At 35.1% G+C, this 21229-nt stretch carries 23 protein-coding genes and 1 other RNA gene; 3 read left to right on the top strand and 21 right to left on the bottom strand.

The genetic code is table 11. The features are described 5' to 3' along the window. The 9 genes from DRF65_RS26840 to DRF65_RS26800 all read right to left on the bottom strand — a co-directional run. Positions 1–773: DUF2931 family protein (locus tag DRF65_RS26840; protein WP_123947442.1), on the bottom strand; the 773-nt coding region annotated here is incomplete at its 3' end. Between the two features lie 53 nt (positions 774–826). Continuing rightward, positions 827–3157: a T6SS phospholipase effector Tle1-like catalytic domain-containing protein gene (locus DRF65_RS26835; RefSeq protein WP_115973775.1), complete on the bottom strand. Its 2331-nt coding sequence runs from the start codon at positions 3155–3157 to the stop codon at positions 827–829. A 103-nt stretch (positions 3158–3260) separates the two neighbouring features. After that, complete coding sequence (locus DRF65_RS26830; RefSeq protein ID WP_115973774.1) at positions 3261–4202, bottom strand: hypothetical protein; 942 nt, start codon at positions 4200–4202, stop codon at positions 3261–3263. Between the two features lie 18 nt (positions 4203–4220). Further along, positions 4221–4853, bottom strand: a complete 633-nt coding sequence (locus tag DRF65_RS26825; RefSeq protein ID WP_123947441.1) for a hypothetical protein — start codon at positions 4851–4853, stop codon at positions 4221–4223. Between the two features lie 58 nt (positions 4854–4911). Next, a complete protein-coding gene (locus DRF65_RS26820; RefSeq protein ID WP_115973772.1) occupies positions 4912–5439 on the bottom strand; it encodes a hypothetical protein in 528 nt (175 codons plus the stop codon). Then, a complete protein-coding gene (locus DRF65_RS26815) occupies positions 5436–6581 on the bottom strand; it encodes a DUF4280 domain-containing protein (RefSeq protein ID WP_115973771.1) in 1146 nt (381 codons plus the stop codon). Before DRF65_RS26815 ends, DRF65_RS26820 begins: the two co-directional genes overlap by 4 nt. A 259-nt stretch (positions 6582–6840) precedes the next feature. Next, on the bottom strand, positions 6841–7806 hold the full coding sequence (locus tag DRF65_RS26810) for a hypothetical protein (protein ID WP_115973770.1): 966 nt from the start codon (positions 7804–7806) through the stop codon (positions 6841–6843). A 137-nt stretch (positions 7807–7943) separates the two neighbouring features. Further along, a complete protein-coding gene (locus tag DRF65_RS26805) occupies positions 7944–8894 on the bottom strand; it encodes a glycosyltransferase family 2 protein (protein ID WP_115973769.1) in 951 nt (316 codons plus the stop codon). Between the two features lie 17 nt (positions 8895–8911). Beyond that, on the bottom strand, positions 8912–9514 hold the full coding sequence (locus DRF65_RS26800; RefSeq protein ID WP_115973778.1) for a DUF4199 domain-containing protein: 603 nt from the start codon (positions 9512–9514) through the stop codon (positions 8912–8914). Positions 9515–9645: 131 nt separating this feature from the next. On the opposite strand from DRF65_RS26800, the gene ffs reads away from it, so the two are divergent. Continuing rightward, positions 9646–9743, top strand: an RNA gene (gene ffs / locus DRF65_RS26795) — signal recognition particle sRNA small type. A gap of 116 nt (positions 9744–9859) precedes the next feature. Here ffs and DRF65_RS26790 read toward each other — a convergent pair. The 7 genes from DRF65_RS26790 to gyrA all read right to left on the bottom strand — a co-directional run bounded on the left by DRF65_RS26790 (position 9860) and on the right by gyrA (position 18136). After that, entirely contained in the window at positions 9860–10546 is a 687-nt protein-coding gene (locus DRF65_RS26790; protein ID WP_115973768.1) for a metal-dependent hydrolase, read from the bottom strand. A 142-nt stretch (positions 10547–10688) separates the two neighbouring features. Next, complete coding sequence (locus tag DRF65_RS26785) at positions 10689–11135, bottom strand: SRPBCC family protein (protein ID WP_115973767.1); 447 nt, start codon at positions 11133–11135, stop codon at positions 10689–10691. An 18-nt stretch (positions 11136–11153) separates the two neighbouring features. Next, positions 11154–12083, bottom strand: a complete 930-nt coding sequence (gene menA, locus DRF65_RS26780; RefSeq protein WP_115973766.1) for a 1,4-dihydroxy-2-naphthoate octaprenyltransferase — start codon at positions 12081–12083, stop codon at positions 11154–11156. Beyond that, on the bottom strand, positions 12080–13438 hold the full coding sequence (locus DRF65_RS26775) for a WG repeat-containing protein (protein WP_115973765.1): 1359 nt from the start codon (positions 13436–13438) through the stop codon (positions 12080–12082). The genes menA and DRF65_RS26775 overlap by 4 nt, the downstream gene beginning before the upstream one ends. Positions 13439–13464: 26 nt before the next feature. Beyond that, on the bottom strand, positions 13465–14301 hold the full coding sequence (locus DRF65_RS26770) for a 1,4-dihydroxy-2-naphthoyl-CoA synthase (protein WP_115973764.1): 837 nt from the start codon (positions 14299–14301) through the stop codon (positions 13465–13467). 184 nt (positions 14302–14485) lie between these two features. Then, on the bottom strand, positions 14486–15511 hold the full coding sequence (locus tag DRF65_RS26765) for a tetratricopeptide repeat protein (protein ID WP_115973763.1): 1026 nt from the start codon (positions 15509–15511) through the stop codon (positions 14486–14488). Between the two features lie 27 nt (positions 15512–15538). Then, on the bottom strand, positions 15539–18136 hold the full coding sequence (gene gyrA, locus DRF65_RS26760; protein ID WP_115973762.1) for a DNA gyrase subunit A: 2598 nt from the start codon (positions 18134–18136) through the stop codon (positions 15539–15541). A 147-nt stretch (positions 18137–18283) separates the two neighbouring features. Between gyrA and DRF65_RS26755 the strand changes: the two genes are divergently transcribed. After that, positions 18284–18598 carry a DUF4286 family protein gene (locus DRF65_RS26755; protein ID WP_115973761.1) on the top strand — a complete coding sequence of 105 codons (315 nt, stop codon included), beginning with the start codon at positions 18284–18286 and terminating at the stop codon, positions 18596–18598. A gap of 45 nt (positions 18599–18643) precedes the next feature. On the opposite strand, the gene DRF65_RS26750 is transcribed toward DRF65_RS26755, so the two are convergent. The 4 genes from DRF65_RS26750 to DRF65_RS26735 form a co-directional block, all read right to left on the bottom strand. Then, the gene (locus tag DRF65_RS26750) at positions 18644–18865 is read right to left on the bottom strand and encodes a hypothetical protein (RefSeq protein WP_115973760.1); all 222 of its coding nucleotides are present in this window, start codon (positions 18863–18865) and stop codon (positions 18644–18646) included. An 83-nt stretch (positions 18866–18948) separates the two neighbouring features. Further along, positions 18949–19134: a quinol oxidase subunit 4 gene (locus DRF65_RS26745; RefSeq protein WP_115973759.1), complete on the bottom strand. Its 186-nt coding sequence runs from the start codon at positions 19132–19134 to the stop codon at positions 18949–18951. A gap of 119 nt (positions 19135–19253) precedes the next feature. Further along, positions 19254–19745, bottom strand: coding sequence for a GNAT family N-acetyltransferase (locus DRF65_RS26740; RefSeq protein WP_115973758.1), 492 nt, complete (start codon positions 19743–19745; stop codon positions 19254–19256). Between the two features lie 5 nt (positions 19746–19750). Continuing rightward, a complete protein-coding gene (locus DRF65_RS26735; RefSeq protein WP_115973757.1) occupies positions 19751–20263 on the bottom strand; it encodes a DUF421 domain-containing protein in 513 nt (170 codons plus the stop codon). Positions 20264–20429: 166 nt separating this feature from the next. Here DRF65_RS26735 and DRF65_RS26730 point away from each other — a divergent pair, with 166 nt between their 5' ends. Further along, complete coding sequence (locus DRF65_RS26730) at positions 20430–20972, top strand: nuclear transport factor 2 family protein (protein ID WP_115973756.1); 543 nt, start codon at positions 20430–20432, stop codon at positions 20970–20972. Between the two features lie 30 nt (positions 20973–21002). Here DRF65_RS26730 and DRF65_RS29365 read toward each other — a convergent pair whose 3' ends face one another. Next, positions 21003–21137, bottom strand: coding sequence for a bacteriocin-like protein (locus DRF65_RS29365; RefSeq protein WP_115973755.1), 135 nt, complete (start codon positions 21135–21137; stop codon positions 21003–21005). Between the last annotated feature and the right edge of the window lie 92 nt (positions 21138–21229).

Genomic DNA, 21229 nt, shown 5'->3' with positions numbered 1-21229 from the left:
CCATTATAATTAATACGATATAATCCTGTAATTTTGTCTTTATTATCATAAGGAGCCAGTACAAAACGGTAAGTATATTTTTCTCTGTATTTATCCCATAACCCAAAAGGAATACCCGTTTTTTCAATTGCTGTTTTTGTACTATCAGAAATATTTATTGAATATTTTTTATCAAAAAATTGTTGTTGAGTTTCATCATATTGTGGATGGGGTCTAAACTTATTTTTATCTACAGTTATTTCCTTTGCCTGTAAACGACAAACCTCTCTGCGGTGATGATTTCCTGATAACCAAACAACAACAACCCCTCCAGGTGCTGCTCCTATAGTAATTTTGTCATATGTGCTTTTTTCCCATGGAAAATTGCCATTATTATCAGGATTTCCCTGTACCATAAATCCCTCTTGAAATAATTGAAGTATTTTTTCTTTAGGTAACTCTGCATCTATCTTCCAAAATTTTTTTTCTGCATAATTAACATATGTAAGATCCAGATGCGATGGAATTCTACTTCCTCCTTGTCCACCAGCATCTCCATCATATTGCCAGCCCCCATCTTCAACACCCGTTTTAGGCACTCCACATATCAGCTCTTTTTTATCATCCGTCAATACTCCTATATGTACTTCTACAGGATATTCTTCTGGTGCAGTCATCGTTACCATATAAGAAAACTCTTCTTGTTGACTATTTTTCATCTTTGGTGTATCATTTTTTTTGCATGCTAGTAATAGAAATATACTACAAAGCAAACTGAGAATATATATTTTCATTATTTATTTTTCTTAAATCCATCCTCATCTCATTTCTAAAACATGGAAGTTTATTAATATACGGTTCTTTTTCTTTTTCCATCCACAATATTAGGATAATTTTTCTGGGAAATAAGATCAGATCCAGACTGTCCGTAAGTAGCATTCCAATGTAGGTAATGGTTTCTTAAAAACTTAATTTCTTTATTCTTTTTTTCTGCTTCTGCATCATTACGTCTTTGACCTTCCAACTGACGCTGTTGCCAATCCGCCACCGCTTTTCTATCACCTGTGGCATGTACAATGGGAGGTTCCTTATACACTTCAGGCTCAGTAAACACTAAAGGCTTTCCTCCATTAAAGCTATATTGTTTCAATTTCTCTTTAATACCTTCCAAGAACTTAACATTATCAGAAATCCAATTTTCCTGAAATTTATAATCATCAGTCACACCCTCTCCTTTAATAGGTATACTTTTTTTAGTGCAGAAGCTTACCATTAGATGCAGTGGAATAAAACTATACTGATTGCTAAGTTTTCTTTCCCCTTCAAGCCTATAATTGTTAACGGTAAGTCTATAAAAAGGGTCTGCTTTTATCGTAAGTTCTTCTGGCAGAAACCAACCTTGTCTTATCAGTTCTTGGGAAAGCGGATATAAAGAGTCCTTAATAATAGTTGCATCTATTCTTTTCGGATTATCAGTCCATCCTTCTACATAAGCACCTCCTACATCACAATGCACCCCAGGATAATGCAATTCAATTCCTCCTTTTTTACCACTGTCAGGAGAAACTTTAGCTACAGAAGAAATATCTACTAAACTAAAATTCGCACGATGCTCATCTGCTGCTACCATATGTACTACATAATCTGCTCTGTTCACATCATTTAACCCAAGATCCTTGGAATCATTCGATTGCAACAATCCATGGTGGGGTACCGTATCATAAATCCCCACAAATCTGATTTTTATTTTTGTCTGCTCATCCATTAGTCCTGCTTCGGAAAGCAATTGCCCTAGATATCCAAAGGCTGGCATTACCCCATTAGCATAAGACTCTGATATATTATATCCAAACATATCTTTAACAATAAAACCTTCCTTCCAAGCTTTTGTACGTGCTCTATAACTTCCCTGAGTCACAACATGTACAAAATGTCTTGCAGCAGCAGCTCCACGACTAAATCCAAAAACATCAAATGTTAACGTACCTACTACTTCTTTGCCTTTGACTACATTATTAACTATTTCTGTTTTAATATCATTTATTGATTTCCTTACTCTATCCATAATTCCAGCAGGCCCCATTCCAAAGGCAGGCCCCATCATCATATCATCTCCTTTATAATCATTTGTATTTAATACATCTCCATAGTTTTTAGGAGCTGTATTAGTTCCCATTCCTTCTGTATAAACTCTAAATATTTTATCATTTTTACTTTTCTTATAGTTTTTAAACAAAATAGCTGGATTAGAGAGGTCGTTTTCAAAACTTGTTTCTCCTTTAGAAGGTTTTCCATCTACAGCTCCACCCTTTTTCTTATAAATTTTTTGGGCTTCATCATCAGTTACTCCCGATATTTCAGCTTTAATAACATCTATACCAGTTACTTTTTGCCTGATCTCCGTATTATACATATTATTAAGAGTACCATCCAAGAAAACTCCAAATGTAAAATTAACAGGAGCTTTTTTTGTCTTAGCTACAGAATCCACCTTCCCCACCACAACAGGATTACTTCCTACACGGGGTGGCACCAGTTTAGAAAGCTCATTTTTAACCTGCAGCTGTATGGTATCTTTTATCTGATTAACCTTATTGCTGTACACTACCTTGGCATAAAATTCATGGACACTTTCGTCCACATAATCCATACTGTTCAGCTTTTTCTGATAGACCTTTATATTATCGAAAGTGATATAAGCATACCCTTTTTTATCTACATAAGGCTCATAGGTTCCCATATTTCTTGAGGAATCTTCATCATGTCCGTCAGCATATTCATCCTCATAGATGGTTACCTTTATTTTGTCATTGGCAGGGATATTTTTGGTTTTGATAACCAGTTTTACTGTATCCAGATAGCCTACAATACGTTTTCCGATTTTTTCATTATTAATATCCAGCCAATACAAATCTTCTATTGCCGGCATTGCAGCGAGAATCTGTAAATTGATGAAATAACTCATTTCTTTACCATGGATATCAACAACAGCAGTTAGTTTCACTGTTTTTCCAGCCATAGAAGGGTTAAAATTAAAAACGCCGTTGGTACTTGTAGCAAGCACTTTACCGGCGTACTCCACCTTCCATTGTTTTACCTTTGGATTTCCTGTAGCCGCACTGATGGTATACGTATAATTCTTACTGGCAAGCGGGCGTGTATCTCCTATAATGACCATATTACATGTGTTTTTTAAAAGTAACCTATTTCCAATTATTGTTACCGCTCAATATCAATCTGTTATTTTAGAATATTGCTCAGAAATAGCCTACTGCAATTAATTATTTAATTTTTATCTTATTTATTTCCAAAACACCTTTCGATTTCAGATATAAATGATCGGCAGGAAATGTTTTGTATATCTTTTGTTTTGTTTCAAAATTTGTTTCCTTACCCAATCCCACCTGAAAAGCAGTGATCTTTTCATTAAAGACCTTCTTCGAAATATCAAAAGTCTGTTCACTATCTGTAATTAACCGGCTTTCATTATTTCTATGAATAGCATACCTGAAAACTCCCTGATGATGCGACAAGATCTTTTTTTCTAATGCCTGATCTCCTTCTGCAGATTCTTTTAAAAGATATTTTAAAACTCCTTTTCCATCATAATCAAACTGTATATTCCATTTATCCAGATAATCTGAAGCCTGGGATCGATAAGATTCCATATAAGCCTTTAATACCCTGAAATCATTATGCTTATATTTTTCAAGGGAAGAAATACATCTTAGTTCTTCAATATTGTAATCTTCGAGAAAGTCTTCAAGAAAGTCTAGCAAATCCGGAATATTTAAGTTTTCATAAACACTTTTATGGAGATAGTTATAATATGCATCGTTCAGATAAAAAATATCTTTATTATTTATTGTAATTGTCTTTCCCTGACTATCAAATCCCAGATTCATATTACTCTCATCACTTCCTTTACAATGCAACACTATTTTATCCGTCTTTTTTTCAAGAGTATACAATGACGGTTCTTCATTTTCTGTTACTGCTGAATTATAAAAGCTATAGTATACTACACTGTCCTTTTTAGCATTATATCCATAAACCCGCCTCATTATATTCACTTCATCTTTTTTATCTACCTTTTCATCAGCAACATATTCTTCCCTATCAACCGTTTTATTCACTATATAAACAAGAGTATAAGGCTCAGAAGACTGAGCTAAAATATGTATGCCAACCAGAAATAATATAAAAGAGATCCCATTTTTCATGATATCATTGTACAATTTCTATTTATCATTCACAACCTGTAGGGAATCAATCATCTTTACAGAATAATTCTCCAGTTTCAGATTTTTAAATGCATATTTCTTTTTATACTGCTTCCTTCCCCAGGATTCAAGCTGAATATGATCTAAATACAACTCATTTACTTTATAAGACACTTTAACTTTGGAATACATTTTTGATGAATTCCCCTTTTCCATAGAGATTACAAAACCTTTTGGGTCAGGTATTATTTCCTGAAATGTATTGGGTTCATCCTCATATAAAGCATTTTTATAGACATTTGTTTTTTGAGTAGCATTATGATAGACTAAAATCAGATTTCCATATGTTTCTTCAGGAAAACAATCTCCATAAGAATCATTCTGAGTATAAAAAGGATGGGCTATCATCACACTGTCTTTGGTATTGAAGGATAAACTTTTTTCTGCAGTATAAAATTTGGAGAGTAATACATTATACTTACTGTTAAACCCCTTCATACTCTGCTGACAATTGGGATCCTTTGCTGTATACCTTGCCGGCGCGAAAATAGTATCCTTCCTGAACGAATTCTGAATGGTTTCAAGCTTATTATTGTTTTTGCAATAATAAAATAAGGTAGATATCATAAAATAAAAGTATAGTGCTTTCATAGTATTATAATTTAGTCAATGATATTTCACTTATCTCTTTTATGAACATATTGTTGTTCTATTTTTCCAGATACATTTCTACAAAACGGTTATTCTTAAAGATCAAATTACAATTAGCATACTGTTTACCATTTTTTACAATTAGCTTAAAGCCCTTTTTATCATTTAACAGAGTATAAGAAGACTTTTTAAAATATTTTTTAAAAGTCTTAACACTTGTATTAGTATTTAAAATCAGAGAATTTCCATTAGTTTTAAGCTTTAAATTAAAACTCTTATTTGGCTTTACATAAGTGATAAATATTTCATCATTCAGGTTTTCATTATAGCTAAAAACAAGGTTTTTAGAAAAAACCGTATAAAAAATATCTTCAGATTTGAATTCACAGAATGGGATGTTCATTTCTTTTCCTGTAAATACCTTTGCATTGGTTTTAGTATCATCAATGTTTTTTCTAATACTCTGAAAATTGCTATATAACAAATGATTATTAACCATAATATTTTTAAAATCTATTGTATCATATGTTTGAGCATTCAGGACAATAGAAAAAAGTATAATGAGTATTATTTGTAGTTTTTTCATTTTTCCTTGGGTTTTGTGATATTTACTTCCTGCCAAAACATAGTCAGTCCATATTGGGCTACTGATTTCAATCTTATTATATTTTTATTTGTCATACCTTTATAATTGGCTACTGCATATTTTTTCTGTGGAATATTAAAAAATTTTGTTCCAAATTTTGTTGAAACAGCCAATTGCCAAGAGTTATAATTGTCATTGTTAATATCCCACCCCATAACATTTACTTTAAACATAAATTTACCATTGGAAGAAATATCAGGATTATCACTTGGCAAATGGGTCTGTTCTGCACCGTCCCATTGTTTGGCACCATTACTATAATCTTTTCCATCAATTAATGCATTAATTTCAGCTGCTATAGAAAATACCATTGCCTCATTTTTATTCCTATCTGAATCAGATAGTTTTCTGAATTTCTTTGCAAAATCTGAATTTATCCCATATGCAACTTTATTCCTTTTATGTACACTAGCAATTGCAAAGAACTCATATTTATCAATAACATTATAAGCTGCTGAACTTTCCCCATAAATTGTAGAAGAATCACTAATAAATTTATCATGAGTTGAAGCAAGCTTTTTTATATTTATAAAAGTTTCTTCCTTACTCCCCCTTCCCTCACAAGCATAAACATCATTTTCCTTTCCCTTTTTTTGATCTGCGACTTTCCCTTCATACATTCCATTATAGTTATAATAATATCCGTTTAGCTTTTCCTCCAAAATAGGTACCAGCTGTGCCAGCACTTCAGGTCTGGCATTTGCCACATTCTGCGGAGTAGGTTCCGCCGTTTGTCCGTGGAATACAATTTTTATACTGGGAGCATTGCTTACCGCACAGGTTGCTTTGGAATCTTCGAGAAGTGCTTTCCCACTGTTGTCTTCTACTGTGATCTTATCATAGAATCCGTCCCATTTTGTTACGGCCGGAACGCAGGGATTGTTGTTGAGCTTTTTGCAGCTTCCAAATGTATTTTTTTCAAAAGTGGGTCCAATATCGGCATGAGTAGCCATCAGCTTTTGGGTGCCGTCTTTATCGTTGATGTATCTTTTGGATTGGGTTTTCACCATAAGCTTATCAGTAGTGCTTCCGAAATCACAGCTACAGACAGCTCCCTGGCATACCAGATGTTTTTCGCTCATCGTAATTTTGTGTTTTTTTAATTCATAATTGACTATTCTTCCTTAAAGCATCTCCTAATCATTCAGGGTACTGTATGGGGATAAAAGAGTATTAAAACATCCTGACATCAAAGATATCCGGTTTCAAAACACATAAACACCTCTTTTTCAGGAAGAATATTACTTCAAACAACAGAAAATATGATCGAAATTCAGGGTTGATCTTCTTTTTCAGAGACAGGAAATATATTCATAGCATTATTTTTAATGATTGGGTAAATCAAATATAAGATTTCTGCTGATAAATTTCAATATAAATCTTTATTTCTTCATTTCTGTAAAAAGTTGACAATTCCGCTTCCACAGAAGTTATATACTTTGTATTCTTATCTACTCTATACATTACATTCAAACTTCCTCTTTTTCCGCCTACTTCTCCATTATCTTCTTCCTCACCGGTTACATGAATTAAAATCTGATCCTGTTCCGTAAATGTTTTCTGCATTGAAAAGTGAGCTGCATAAGAAACAAACTGATCAATACCTGAAAAATTAAAACTCAGAGATTCTTCTTTCTCATAATTAGGATATGAAGTATATAAAGGCAAAAAGAATATCGGATAAAAGATATTAGTGTAAAGATCCTCCGGGGCTTCATCTATATTTTCATAAAAACCGTTCAACTTATCGATAAACTCTTCTGCCACAGAGCCTACGTAATACTGTTTTATTTTAGGAAGATACTCTTTTTCCCATCGTTTCCGGATTTCTTTTCCGTTTAAAATTTTATCAATCTTTCCATCTTTTTTCAAAGAAAAATCTAATGGATAAAGAGCTTCTGACGCAGATTCTATCAGTTTTTCCATCATCAGTTCCAATTCCTGATCGTCTACATACATTTTCCTTTTTGTAAAAGAAACTTTATTTTCATATTCTCTCTGAATATCCACAAGGTAATGCATCTGAATCCCAGAGAGAGCATCTTTTATCAATACTCCATAAGTAAGATCTGCCAGAGTATCCGGAAGATCAATTCTTGAATTAACGATCTTATCCTTCCGTTGAATTTGTATATCAGCAGGAATATAGAGGTATTTTATATATTTTGGAAGATGATCCGGAAGGATTTCATGCAGGGAACAATGTTGATTATGAAAGGCAATCAACTCTTTCTTTGGGATATTAAATTCCTTGGATAAAATTTCCAGATCCGCCAGATTACCGACTTCAATTCTTATACTTTCCATTTGTGTTTTTTATCATCTTACACTAAGATCGGAAAATAAATTAAATGAATCAAAAAAAATCCCTTAAAAAGCCTGGTACTTTTCAAGGGATCATATTGTTTTAATTCTAAATTGATAAAATACAGTTGTTTTAATTCCTATATCACTTCGTCAATATTATAATTCTTATGCTCGCGATTGGTTCTGATAATCATTTCTCCCAGGAATCCTGCTACAAAAAGCAGTGTTCCCATAATCATCATGGTTAAAGCAATGTAAAACCAAGGATTATTTGTGATTAAATGACCATAGATTCCTCTGGCTACATCAATCAGTTTTGAAAGTCCCAGCCAAAGTGCTGAAAGGAAACCGAAGATAAACATCAATGTTCCTACCGCTCCGAAGAAATGCATAGGTCTTCCTCCAAAACGGCTTACGAACCAAAGGGTTACCAAATCCAGAAATCCCCTTACAAATCTCTCTGTTCCGAATTTTGAAGTTCCGTAAGGTCTCGCCTGATGCTGTACCTCTTTCTCTGTAATTCTTCTGAAACCTGCATTGGCAGCCAATACCGGAATATAACGGTGCATATCTCCGTATACATCTACAGATTTTACCACCTGTCTTTTGTAAGCTTTCAATCCACAGTTGAAGTCATGAAGATAAACTCCGGAAACCTTTCTTGCTGCTGCGTTGAATAGTTTTGACGGAATATTTTTCGTCATTACATTATCAAAACGTTTCTTTTTCCAGCCGGAAACAATATCGTAATTGTCATGAATCACCATATTGTACAGCTCAGGAATCTCTTCCGGAAAGTCCTGTAAGTCGGCATCCATGGTAATTACCACATCCCCGTTTGTTCTTGCAAAAGCGGCATGAAGCGCCTGTGATTTCCCATAATTTCGGGAAAATTTAATAGCGTGGATCTGAGGATACTGTACTTTTAAGTTCTCGATAATACTCCACGATAAATCCGTACTTCCATCATCTACAAACCAGATCTCGTAAGATAAATTACTGGTTTTGCAGACGTTGTCAATTCTTGAAAAAAGCTCTTCCAGAGAGTCTTCTTCGTTCAGTAACGGAATAACTATAGATAAGTTCATTTAATTTTAATAAAAAATTAGTCTTGATTGGTTTCTTCGGGCTGATAGATACTTCTTGTTCTGAAAAATGCTCCGAAAAACACCGACAAAACTACGTAAAATATAAGAATTGCTGCAAAATATCCTGAAAAATGACTTGCGGTAAGCATATCTTTTCCTTTTACAGCCTCCGGACTAAAGCTCTGAAGCCTTTCATTATACTTCTGATCCAGCTCGTCAATATCTTTCTGATGCTTCATAATCTTTCTCGCAGAAGTATATTCCGTATCCAGTTCCGACTTCTGTCTTTGAACATATTGATAGTTCAAAAGCTTTTTTGCATCAGTATCTGCAAAGTTTAAAAAAGCATAAATACTGAAAATCGAAAGAATTCCTCCGATGAACATCGGAACGAATGATCTTTTGAAAGCTTCCTTAAAAGTTACCACGCGATGGTTGTTCCAATATAGTTTTACTGACCAGAATGCTGCTCCGGCATATAAAATAGGCAGAACAAATGCATTGGCTTTCAGTGATATATCAAAATAATTGATTCCTGAAAAAAAAGTGTACACTACAAAAAAAACGATCATTGTAGCGATAAAAAGTATAATTCCTAATGTTGATGGACTTTTCGTCATGTTTAAATTTTTAGAAAAAAGTTGAAAAATTATCCTCCTAAATGTCAGCTGTTTAGCTCTACCACTGCATTTTTTCGACAAATTTTCTTTAATAAAGTTTTGAAGTTTACAAATATTTCCTACCTTTGCAACGGCAAGTCCTAAACAACCAGCTCCTGAGAATCCTCCAGGGTGGGAACGCAGCAAAGGTAATTGGTCGTAGCGGTGTGATTTAGGTAGCTTGCCATTTTTTTTTGGTTTAAAGTGAAGAGAGAGGTAATTTGATAATTATCTTTTTTTGTTTTTAATACCTTAGTCATTATTTCCATTGTTTCTAATTTCGGTTTACCCCTTTCTTATTATTGATTAAAATTCGAATGTCTCCCCTAATGTTGGTAAAACAAGTTCTACATTTTTATCTGCGAAATGCTTTAATGCACTTTCATGATTGATCTCAATAGCTGGGAACGTATCAAAGTGACATCCGATTACTTTTGGAGTTTTTAATAGTTCTGCTGCTGCGAAAGAAGCTTTTCTAGGACACATTGTGTAATGACTTCCAATTGGAAGGATAGAAAGATCAATATTCCCGTATAATCTTGGAAATAGCTCCATATCTGCCATTACTCCTGTATCTCCAGCCAAATATACATTCTTCCCTTCAGGCAGTCTGAAAATATACCCTACAGGAACACCGCCATAGCTTCCATCCGGGAATGAACTTGTGTGGTGAGCCGGAACCATGGAAATTTTAAGATCGTCGATTTTTGCCGATCCTCCGAGGTTCACATCATCTGTATTTTTAGCCTGTGTAAAGTATCCGCATACTTCCGGTACTCCAATTACGGTTGCTTCCGGATAATGCTGCAATACTTCCGCTACATCAGCAATGTGATCTCCATGAGCATGAGTCAACAGAATGTAATCGATTTTTTGAGCGGTAATATCAAAACCTGATTCCGCTTTTTTGTAGTTGTAGAAAGGGTCACTTAAAATTGTTTTGTCCTTGTACGTGAACAGAAAACAATTTTGCCCTAAAAATTGTATTTTCATTGTAAGTTTAATTTCAATTATTATTAAACACAAATGACTCAAATATTTTCACCAATAGCACAATAAGGTTAGTGACATTCGTGAAAATATTCGCGTCATCTGTGTTTGTTTAAAAACGCAAAGCGTTGTTTATTTACTTTAACTATTTCGATGGGAATTTATCTTCAATAAGTCTCAGATTGATCCCATGTTCCAGATACGCTTTACAACCGTCTAAAACTGTCGTAAAACCGCCTGTATTATCATTAACCTGTCTTAGGAGCTCTTCACCTGTTTGAGTGAATCCATAGCTCTTAATAATCACAAGAGTTCCATTTTCCATGGTTTTAAACTCATAGTCTACGTTTACAGAAGCTTCTCCCCATTCTGTCTTAATCAGTTGGTTCGGAATAATCTGATGAACGTTTACCACGTTTTTCACCCCATACATTTCCCATTCCCAGGTTACTGTTTTCCCTTCTTCTAATTTTCCGGTAGATTTTGTAAACCAGAAATTAGTGGTTAATTCAGGATTGATGAATGCTTCAAAAACATCTTCAACCGGTTTTCTGATAAGCATTTGTGCTTCAACATAGACATTGGAACTCATGATATACTATTTTTAGATTTAGTTAAATAAATTAAGTCCGGCTGCCGTAAGAATAGCCATTATAAACGTCATAATTCCTACCTGCTTTAAATACTGATCTAATTCTTTCGGCTCTTTTACTGACATGATGCTTCTTCTCAGTTTCGTCAAAGGAAACATTAGGATCATCACAATAAAAGCATAATAGTTTTGTTGCTCAAAGAATCCATTAATCCCCAGGAAAGCCAAGATCAATATCAATGGAAGATTTAACAGGATCATTTCATAGATCATTGCATTTTTGAATCCGATTCTCAATGCAAAACTGTTTTTTCCTGATAGCTTATCACTTTCGATATCTCTCATATTATTCAGGTTCAAAACAGCCATACTCATCATTCCTATTGCAGTTCCCGGCAACAGCATATCCCAGCTGAATGTTTTGGTAAACAGGAAATAACTTCCGCATACAGAAACCAATCCGAAGAAAATAAATACAAAGATATCTCCCAATCCCATATACCCATAAGGCTTCTTCCCTACTGTATATCCGATGGCTGCCAAAATACAGGCCACACCCAATCCGATGAAAATATAAAATTCATTCATATAATCCGGAATGAAAGCTACGTATAACAAAGCAATGGTAGCAACAAATGACAATGCTGAGAAAAGAATCACTGCATTTTTCATCTGCTTAGCTGTAATTTTCCCTGATGCTACTGCTCTTGCTTCCGCTTCATTGATTCTTTTTGCATCAGTTCCTTTTACCCCATCGCCATAATCATTAGCATAATTTGATAAAATCTGATATAAAAGGGTTACCAAAAGGGCTAAAGCAAAAATCTTCCAGTCCCATGTTCCTCCTTCTCTGTACAGCCTCCATTTTGCGATGAAAGCTCCCATAATAATCCCGCTTAATGATAGCGGTAAAGTTCTTAGCCTTGCGGCTTTTATCCAATCTGTCATTCTATTTTATATACTGAATTTATAAAATTATTTGAATCATATTCTATTTCTGTAGGTTCGAGATTCATACCCAATAAACTGTAAGTAAACCACTTGCCACCATAAACAATCAATTCATCAACAGTATCCCCATCCCATTCATCGGTACATCTTGAACAACGTAACAGTCTTCCACCTTCATTTAAAAGAAAAACATTTTCGCTTATTTCCTCAATCCAGTCGTATACGCATGGAATGAGAATTTCTTCATTTTCATTGATGATTCCCCATTTACCATTGGGATGAAAACTGTAAACCAATATATCTGATCGGATTTCATCCAGTTTAGCCTGAACAATTTCAATTTCAGGATCTTCTTTTTCATATCCTGTAAAATGATACCAGCTTCCCTGAAAAAACTTATATTTTTGACTCATTGAACATTTTTCAACAAAATCATAAACCTGCTTCAAGAGCTGCTCTCCATCAAAATTGATAAGACTAAAGCCTACTTCATCTGTTGACTTATTATAAACTCTGAGACAATTCTCTCCAATTTCATCAATATGATTGAAACCGGGATAGGTTCTTTTCTTATCACCTTTGGTATCGAAACAGATTATTTCATTTTCATCTATAGCAAAAATGGTTTCTTCAGCAGGGCAAACTACTACATCAAGATAAGCTTTATCTAAAATAAAATTTCCATGATTATCCACTGTCTGTGTTTTTACAGCTTCACCAGAGCCTTTAATATACACAACAAACAAATCATATCGATATACCTCACCTACATTGAAACCATCCAGCTTTATTTCTTTTACTTCATTATCAATAACGGCAACATGAGGAAATAAATTAAGATAACGTTCTTTTTCCTGCCTGATAAATCTTCCTTTCGCATCAAAATAATATACCTGGCCTAATAAGGATTCCGAGTTTACAGGATCTTGAAAAGAGTTTCTACAAACAAAAACATTAAATAGGCTGTAAAACTGTATCGAATCAAAATAAGGCATTATGAGTATATTATTATTCTCTTCGGAACAAATCCCATAACAGGTTTTATATTTCCAAGGATAAATCGCCTTCGTATCCGTCAGATAAATACTCCTAAATCTTGAATCATAACCTTCAGAAGACATTTTACCTACTTCAAACTCCTGATCATTTATATTGAAACGATACCATTCGTGTTCGGGTTTTAATGGATTCAGTGGAAAAAAATCTTTCGAAGAGAAATCTTTATCAAGATTATCATAGAAATAGCGATCTGACAAATACTGTTCAAAGTCGACAGAGAGAAGAAATTCACTTTCCCTCCTTCTTTCTTTACTTGCTCTATTTTTTTCAAGATCTTCCCTACTGATTCCCATAGCCTACAAAAATAGTTTCCCGGAATTTATGAGATCCATTGATCGTCTCCGAAATTCGGTTTTCTTTTTTCAAGGAATGCATTTCTTCCCTCTTTAGCTTCTTCTGTCATATACGCTAAACGGGTTGCTTCTCCTGCAAATACCTGCTGGCCAACCATTCCGTCGTCTGTAAGGTTCATTGCAAACTTCAGCATTCTGATAGACATTGGGGATTTTCCTAAAATTTCCTGAGCCCACTCGTAAGCAGTATCTTCTAGTTCTGCATGTGGAACTACTTTGTTTACCATTCCCATTTCAAAAGCTTCCTGAGCAGAATAGTTTCTTCCTAAAAAGAAGATTTCACGGGCTTTTTTCTGTCCTACCATTTTTGCAAGGTAAGCAGATCCGTAACCACCGTCAAAGCTTGTCACATCAGCATCAGTTTGTTTGAAAATTGCATGTTCTTCACTTGCTAAAGTAAGATCACATACAACATGAAGTGAGTGTCCACCACCTACAGCCCATCCCGGAACTACCGCAATTACCACTTTAGGCATAAAACGGATCAGACGCTGAACTTCCAGAATATTTAAACGGTGTCTTCCATCTTCTCCTACATACCCCTGATCACCTCTTGCTCTTTGATCTCCTCCACTGCAGAAAGCCCAACCTCCGTCTTTAGGACTTGGTCCTTCTCCTGAAAGTAAAACAACGCCTATTGAAGGGTCTTCAGAGGCATCATAAAAAGCATCATATAATTCTGAAGTTGTCTTTGGCCTGAAAGCATTACGCACTTCCGGTCTGTTGAAAGCAATTCTTGCTACACCATTATATTTTTTATAGGTAATATCATCGTATTCCTTAACGGTTTTCCACTCAATCATCTTGTTAAAATTTTTCTCAAAGATACGGAATTACAGAGAATTTCCGGGGATGAAATTTACTGATCCTCTTCAGAAAGAAGAGAAATTTTGAATGATATATTTCAAGCAATAAATCCTGCTTTTTGCTAAAAACAAAAGCCGGAACATGTATGTTCCGGCTTTTTATTGTTGAGTTATTAAATGATTACTTTGCTGCTGCGCTTAGCTCAGCTTCTTTAGCTTTCATTTCTTTCACTTTATCCATGTTTTTAGTTACTACATAAATTTCTTTTAATGTACTAACGGCATCGATACTCTTAGGATCTGCTTTATACCAGCTTTCTGCAAAAGGTAAAGCTTGAGTAAATCTAGCTTTTCTCTCATCGATTAACTTAGTTGCTGCATCCGGCTTGTCTTTTCTCAATGCATTGATCTCAGTTACAATTTTAGAATCATCACCAATTGTTGTATAAACAAGGTTTTGATAAGCGTTAGCAAAATCTGGCTTAAGCTCAATTGCTTTTTTGAATGACTCTAATGCATCATTTACAGTAGCCGGAGTTTTTGCCTGCATTACTCCAAGGTTATACCAGTTTGTTGCATCATTAGGATTCTTAGCTAATTGCTCTTTCAGACCGGCAACAAATTTCTCTGTATTTCCTGACGCAAGATAAGCATTGGTCTGATTTTCTTTAAGCTTAGCATTATTAGGATATTTAGCTAATCCTTTCTCGATAACTACAAGAGCTTCATTTGGTTTTTTAGCGTTAAGATATAATGAAGCTAAAGTTTCATATAAATCTTCTTCTACCCCTTTTGACTGTTCAGTTTTGAAATCTGAGTAATCAGAACTTTTTTTCATAAGTTCCCAAGTAGCTTTATCAAGGTTTACTACCTGCCCACTTTTCTTTTCTTTTGCAGTATAAGTAGTTTCTACTCCTGTAAATCCGGAATTTACCAGATCAGAATATATTTTGATTGCTGCATCACTGTTATTAGCTAACGCCTGGCTAAGTCCGGCATAATACATATATAATTTATTATCCTGACCATTAGCCTTCAATAGGTCATAAACTTCTACAAACTTAGGTGCCGCAGCTGCATAGTTTTTTGCATTATATGCATCCATAGCTGCTTTATTAGCTTCCTGAAGCTGAGCGTTCACATCTTTCTTCTGTCCGAAAACCAAAGCAGATGCCACGATAGCCATACCTAAAATTAGTTTCTTCATAATAACTATTTTATATTAATTGTATATTTATTCTTCAGAGTCTGAATTCTCATTGTCAGCCTGAGATGCTGTATTATCGTCTTCCAGGTTATCAAATAATGTTCCGGTTCCTTCCTGAACTTCTCCCTCAGCTCCTTCAGCTTCGTTAAATTCTTCGGAATCCTCCTCTACATCCTTATCCATTTCTACTTTTGCAATCGCTGCAATTTCGTCATTTTTCTTAAGGTTGATCAGTTTTACTCCCTGGGTGTTTCTACCCATTACTCTCATTTCATCCATTCCCATTCTGATGGCAACCCCGGATTTATTGATAATCATCAATCCATCTTCGTCTGTTACGTTTTGAATAGCAATCAGATTTCCTGTTTTTTCGGTAATGTTTAGAGTGATAACACCTTTTCCTCCTCTGTTTGTAATTCTGTAGTCTTCTACTGCAGTTCTCTTACCGTATCCTTTTTCAGATACTACAAGTACTGTTTCGTTCTCTACGTCATTTACAACAATCATACCAATAGCTTCATCATTGTCTTCCATGGCAATACCACGAACCCCGATTGATCCTCTACCTACTTCTCTTACTTTTTCTTCAGGGAAACGGATACATTTACCATTTTTAGTTGCAATCATGATCTGAGAAGTCCCGTTTGTAAGGTAAGCCCCTAATAATTGGTCATTATCTCTAATCTCAATAGCATTTACTCCATTTACCCTTGGTCTTGAATACGCTTCCAATGATGTTTTCTTGATTGTACCATTCTTAGTTACCATCACAACGCTCATTTGATTTACATATTCGGAATCCTTAAGGTTATTGGTTCTGATATACGCTTTGATCTTATCATCCGGCTCAATGTTGATAAGGTTTTGTACTGCTCTTCCTTTGGCTGTTCTTGAGCCTTCCGGAATTTCAAATACTCTTAACCAGTAACATCTTCCTTTTTCTGTAAAGAATAACATGTATTGGTGATTCGTTGCAGAAACGATGTACTCAAGGAAGTCAGAATCCCTTGTTGTTGCTGCTTTGTTTCCTACACCACCTCTACTCTGAATTTTGTATTCTGAAAGTGAAGTTCTCTTCACATATCCTGCGTGAGAAATTGTAAGAACTACAGATTCATTTGGAATAATATCTTCAATAGACATTTCTCCTCCTGAATAATCAATTTCAGTTCTTCTTTCGTCACCATATTTTTCTTTAACTTCAATCAGCTCATCTTTAATAATCTGGAATCTTCTAGTCTCATTAGCTAAGATATCTTCCAAATCAGCGATCTCTCTCATAATAGCATCATATTCGTCACGGATCTTATCAAGCTCCATTCCTGTAAGACGTGCCAGTCTAAGATCAAGAATCGCCTGAGCCTGGATTTCTGAAAGCTCAAACGCTTCGATCAATCCTTCTTTTGCTGCCTGAGGGTTTGCACTGTGACGGATAATCGAAATTGCTCTATCAAGAGAATCCTGAGTACCAATCACCTTCATGAATCCTTCAAGGATGTGGGCTCTTTCCTTCGCTTTTTTAAGTTCATACTGAGTTCTTCTTACGATTACCTCATGTCTGTGCTCTACAAAGTGATGAATGATGTCTTTCAGGTTCAACTGCTCCGGTCTTCCGTGTACCAGCGCAATATTATTAACGCTGAAAGAAGTCTGAAGCGCTGTATATTTGTATAAAAGATTCAGAACTACATTTGGAATTGCATCGTTTTTCAATTCATAAACAACACGAAGCCCTTTTCTGTCTGATTCATCTCTGATCTCGTGGATACCGGGAATCTTCTCATCTTTAACAAGTTCTGCAGTTCTGGCGATCATTTCTGCCTTGTTAACCTGATAAGGAACTTCTGTTACAATAATTGCATTTCTGTTTCCAATTTCTTCAAAGTTAACCTTTGCTCTTAGCACCACTCTTCCTCTTCCTGTATGGAAAGCATCCCTTACTCCGTCATATCCATAGATAATACCTCCTGTAGGGAAATCCGGTGCAATAATATGCTGCATCAACTCATCGATGGTTACATCTTTGTTATCAATATAAGCACAGATTGCATCTACAGATTCCGACAGGTTGTGTGGCGCCATATTGGTTGCCATCCCTACTGCAATACCTGAAGCTCCGTTTACCAAAAGATTTGGAATCTTAGTAGGCATTACGGTAGGTTCCGTCATACTATCATCGAAGTTATTCTGGAAATCAACAGTTTCTTTGTCAAGGTCAGAAAGAACCTCATCAGAGATTTTTTTCAGTCTTGCTTCGGTGTAACGCATTGCTGCTGGCGGGTCACCATCCATGGAACCGAAGTTACCCTGTCCGTCTACCTGAGGATAACGTAAACTCCATTCCTGAGCCATTCTCACCATCGCGTCATATACAGAGGAGTCTCCGTGCGGGTGATATTTACCCAACACGTCCCCAACAATTCTCGCAGATTTTAAATATTTTCTATTCGAAAAAACCCCTAGTCCATACATACCATAAAGTACTCTTCTATGAACGGGTTTCAAGCCGTCTCTTACATCCGGTAACGCTCTTGAAACGATAACCGACATCGAATAATCGATATAAGACGACTTCATTTCATCAACAATGTTGATAGGAATCAGTCTTTCTCCTTCTTTTTGCATAAACAAATTTATTATAATGATTGCCAGACCTTTAGCTGTAAGTCTGAAAATTATTTATTTCCAATTTTTATTAACGGGCTAATTTACGAAAAAAATGCCGATTTTTGTCCTAGAATTTGTCCTAAAAATCTTAAAAATTCTTAAAATATGAGCGTATTAAGTATAACTTTCCACTGCACGAAAAATAATCTGGAAGAATGGGAAAATTATATTGATGAAACCCTGGTTTTAATGACCGAAAATCTGATGGATGTTGACAAGTATATCCTATCTGAAGTTCATAGTGATTATATTGATGAAGGAAAAAATTATAACCTTCTGTTGATCTTTGATAATGATGACCTGAGAACTGATTTTCTTGAAAGCGAACTGAAAAATATAGCGGAAAGGATTGAAAATAAATTCGGACAGGAAGTATTGATATTCGATACACTTCTGAACCCGAAAAAATCGAGGCTGTAATCATACAAAGCAAAAAGCACTGAAACTTTCAGTGCTTTTTTATTTTTATCTGTGATGCCCGTGCCCGTGGCCTCTTCCTCTGTGATGATGGCCGCGATCTTCATAGATATATACCTTTTTAACATGTCCGGGTGCGTAATACCTTGTACTTCCACCATATACTCTTTTTGCATGACCAGGTGGCATTCCTCTTCTCTCATGAACCACACAAGACGATATCATCAGTGCTATCACACCTGCTGCTGCAATTTTTAACATACTTTTCATTATTTCACTTTTTCAAACTTAATAGCGAAATATATCAATGTTAATGCCAAAAAACTTATTTAATTTTTATTGCATCCTATTTTTTAGTACCCATTTCTCTTTTTTACCTGTCCAGGAGCATAATCTTTAGCACTTCCGCCATATATTTTTTTAGCCTGCCCCGGAGGAAGTTTCTTTGCCTGATAGCCACCACCATTATCATATGCTACACAGGATGTAAACATAGACATCAGTAACAAAACACCTGTGATTTTAAATATATTTTTCATTATTTCTACTTTTTCCAACTTAATGGACAATCTATAACAAGGTTCAGGCCAAATGGTTTGAAGTTCTGTGTTGAAGGTTGATCGTTGAGAACAAATTACTTTCTCAACTTTACTACTTCTTATATCGTTTCGCTTCTTTTCTCCATCATAACAAGATCTTTCCATTCACCGTTGAGTTTTCCTATTTTTTTGCGCACGCCTACCATTCTGAAACCGTTTTTCTGGTGAGATTTGATTGCCATTTCATTTTCGGAGAAGATATTGGTCTGTAAAGTCCAGAATCCGTGATCTTCACTGTCCAGAATTATCTTTTTAAGCAATACTGAACCCAATCCCTTTCCCTGATATTCATTATCGAAATAGATGCTTACTTCTGCCACTCCTTTGAAAGCTTCTCTTTTGCTTACCGGTTTAAGAGCACACCATCCTACAACTTCATTATTTTCGTTTTCCAATACCCAACGGCAGTCATTGAAATATTCCATACTCCATGCTTCAGCTGTGGGGACTTCTGTTTCCAAAGTGGCAATACCACCTTCTACTCCCTGTCTGAAGATTTCCAATACTCTTGCTTCATCATTGGGAAGCATTTCTCGTAATTCGTAATTCATGATGATTAATGATATTTTCTTTTATATTTTCTCTTAATTCTGGAATAGTGGGTCTGCTTACTTTTTTCATCTTCAGAAACCACACTTATATTTCCATCCACTTCCAAAACGGACAGCTTCACATTCTTTATTTTTTCTATACCATGTTCTCTTATTGCTTCTTCCAGTTCGTCCTGGGTTATCTTTACCCGATTCAGAGCCGACTGGTCCGCAATACCATCTCTTATTAAAACCACAGGTTCATCTTCCATAAATGCTTCAAAGGAACGATTGGAAAACATCAGTCTTTTTAAAATAAAATTAGCTACAAATAAAACTAAAGCCGCAATAATACCTCCCTGCAACGAAGTATCCTGCCCCACCATTGCATTCTGAACTGCATTGGAAATCAGCAGCAGCAGAACAATATCTCCTGCATTAAGCTGAGAAAGCTGGTTTTTACCAAATAACCGGATTGCTATCACCATAAAAAGGTAAATACAAAGGGAACGGACAACAACATTAAGTATAGGATCCATTATTTTTTTATCTATTCAAATGTATTGATTTTTTGGTATCGCATTCAGGTATTTATGACTTATCATAAAAATTGATCACCGAAGACCGCTGAAGCTGCTCTTTTTCTTTCCAGAGCATGCTCCTTTGGTATAGCTTTTGGAGTCAGACAACCATCAACATCCCCTTATGATACGACCATCTTTTTTATATTATGTTCTTATTCTATGTTTTACTGCCTGCGGTAAAACTGAATCCCAGTCAGCTGAAAAGAAACTGATCACTGAAAAAACAAATCAGCTTTACAGTCAATATGGAATATCTAATGAATCTATTTACAAACACCCTCTACCTGATGACTTGTTTTCTCCTGAGCTGAAAAAAACATTGGAAACAGCAATACATGCTTCAAAAGCTGATATTGAAAAAGTGAAAAACAGTGACCACCCTGATGAGAAACCTCTAATATTTGAAGGGGCTATTTTTTCCAGTCTGTATGAAGGATATACAGGGTATACCATTAAAGATATTACTATTCATGGGAAAAAAGCGAAAGCAGTGATTCAGTTTGAATACAACATGGCTTCTCCAAAGATATTCTGGACAGATACAATACAGCTCATTGATTCTGATAAAGAATGGAAAATTGACAATATTATCTTTGATTCTATAAAAAACTCCAAAGATCTTAAAACAAGTCTGACGGATTTTATCCAATATACAAAACAATAAAAAAGCCGCTTCAAAAAGCGGCTTGATCTTTTATGGACACTGAACGATTGGAATTTCGCTGCAAAATACTTTATTTGCCCATTCGCAATACGTGCAATATTGTTTTGGCTGCCCTCCGTACACTGACTTTAAATCTCCTTTAGTCAGTTTTTTAAAATTTTTCATATAGCTTTATTTTTATGGTATTGTAAATGTAAAACGAATATTACTACAAATTATTACAATTTAAGGCTTTCAATTTTCATTATTTACACTTT

Origin of the sequence: Chryseobacterium pennae (assembly GCF_003385515.1) — a bacterium.
GTDB classification, from domain to species: Bacteria; Bacteroidota; Bacteroidia; order Flavobacteriales; family Weeksellaceae; genus Chryseobacterium; species Chryseobacterium pennae.
Note: the sequence above shows the minus strand (reverse complement) of the source record. Positions and strands in the feature narration are given on the sequence as shown.

What these genes read in the sequence shown, in the direction of transcription:
- DRF65_RS26835 (WP_115973775.1), bottom strand. Translation starts at nt 3,157, where the DNA reads ATGGTCATTATAGGAGATACACGCCCGCTTGCCAGTAAGAATTATACG.
- DRF65_RS26830 (WP_115973774.1), bottom strand. Translation starts at nt 4,202, where the DNA reads ATGAAAAATGGGATCTCTTTTATATTATTTCTGGTTGGCATACATATT.
- DRF65_RS26825 (WP_123947441.1), bottom strand. Translation starts at nt 4,853, where the DNA reads ATGAAAGCACTATACTTTTATTTTATGATATCTACCTTATTTTATTAT.
- DRF65_RS26820 (WP_115973772.1), bottom strand. Translation starts at nt 5,439, where the DNA reads ATGAAAAAACTACAAATAATACTCATTATACTTTTTTCTATTGTCCTG.
- DRF65_RS26815 (WP_115973771.1), bottom strand. Translation starts at nt 6,581, where the DNA reads ATGAGCGAAAAACATCTGGTATGCCAGGGAGCTGTCTGTAGCTGTGAT.
- DRF65_RS26810 (WP_115973770.1), bottom strand. Translation starts at nt 7,806, where the DNA reads ATGGAAAGTATAAGAATTGAAGTCGGTAATCTGGCGGATCTGGAAATT.
- DRF65_RS26805 (WP_115973769.1), bottom strand. Translation starts at nt 8,894, where the DNA reads ATGAACTTATCTATAGTTATTCCGTTACTGAACGAAGAAGACTCTCTG.
- DRF65_RS26800 (WP_115973778.1), bottom strand. Translation starts at nt 9,514, where the DNA reads ATGACGAAAAGTCCATCAACATTAGGAATTATACTTTTTATCGCTACA.
- DRF65_RS26790 (WP_115973768.1), bottom strand. Translation starts at nt 10,546, where the DNA reads ATGAAAATACAATTTTTAGGGCAAAATTGTTTTCTGTTCACGTACAAG.
- DRF65_RS26785 (WP_115973767.1), bottom strand. Translation starts at nt 11,135, where the DNA reads ATGAGTTCCAATGTCTATGTTGAAGCACAAATGCTTATCAGAAAACCG.
- menA (WP_115973766.1), bottom strand. Translation starts at nt 12,083, where the DNA reads ATGACAGATTGGATAAAAGCCGCAAGGCTAAGAACTTTACCGCTATCA.
- DRF65_RS26775 (WP_115973765.1), bottom strand. Translation starts at nt 13,438, where the DNA reads ATGGGAATCAGTAGGGAAGATCTTGAAAAAAATAGAGCAAGTAAAGAA.
- DRF65_RS26770 (WP_115973764.1), bottom strand. Translation starts at nt 14,301, where the DNA reads ATGATTGAGTGGAAAACCGTTAAGGAATACGATGATATTACCTATAAA.
- DRF65_RS26765 (WP_115973763.1), bottom strand. Translation starts at nt 15,511, where the DNA reads ATGAAGAAACTAATTTTAGGTATGGCTATCGTGGCATCTGCTTTGGTT.
- gyrA (WP_115973762.1), bottom strand. Translation starts at nt 18,136, where the DNA reads ATGCAAAAAGAAGGAGAAAGACTGATTCCTATCAACATTGTTGATGAA.
- DRF65_RS26755 (WP_115973761.1), top strand. Translation starts at nt 18,284, where the DNA reads ATGAGCGTATTAAGTATAACTTTCCACTGCACGAAAAATAATCTGGAA.
- DRF65_RS26750 (WP_115973760.1), bottom strand. Translation starts at nt 18,865, where the DNA reads ATGAAAAGTATGTTAAAAATTGCAGCAGCAGGTGTGATAGCACTGATG.
- DRF65_RS26745 (WP_115973759.1), bottom strand. Translation starts at nt 19,134, where the DNA reads ATGAAAAATATATTTAAAATCACAGGTGTTTTGTTACTGATGTCTATG.
- DRF65_RS26740 (WP_115973758.1), bottom strand. Translation starts at nt 19,745, where the DNA reads ATGAATTACGAATTACGAGAAATGCTTCCCAATGATGAAGCAAGAGTA.
- DRF65_RS26735 (WP_115973757.1), bottom strand. Translation starts at nt 20,263, where the DNA reads ATGGATCCTATACTTAATGTTGTTGTCCGTTCCCTTTGTATTTACCTT.
- DRF65_RS26730 (WP_115973756.1), top strand. Translation starts at nt 20,430, where the DNA reads ATGATACGACCATCTTTTTTATATTATGTTCTTATTCTATGTTTTACT.
- DRF65_RS29365 (WP_115973755.1), bottom strand. Translation starts at nt 21,137, where the DNA reads ATGAAAAATTTTAAAAAACTGACTAAAGGAGATTTAAAGTCAGTGTAC.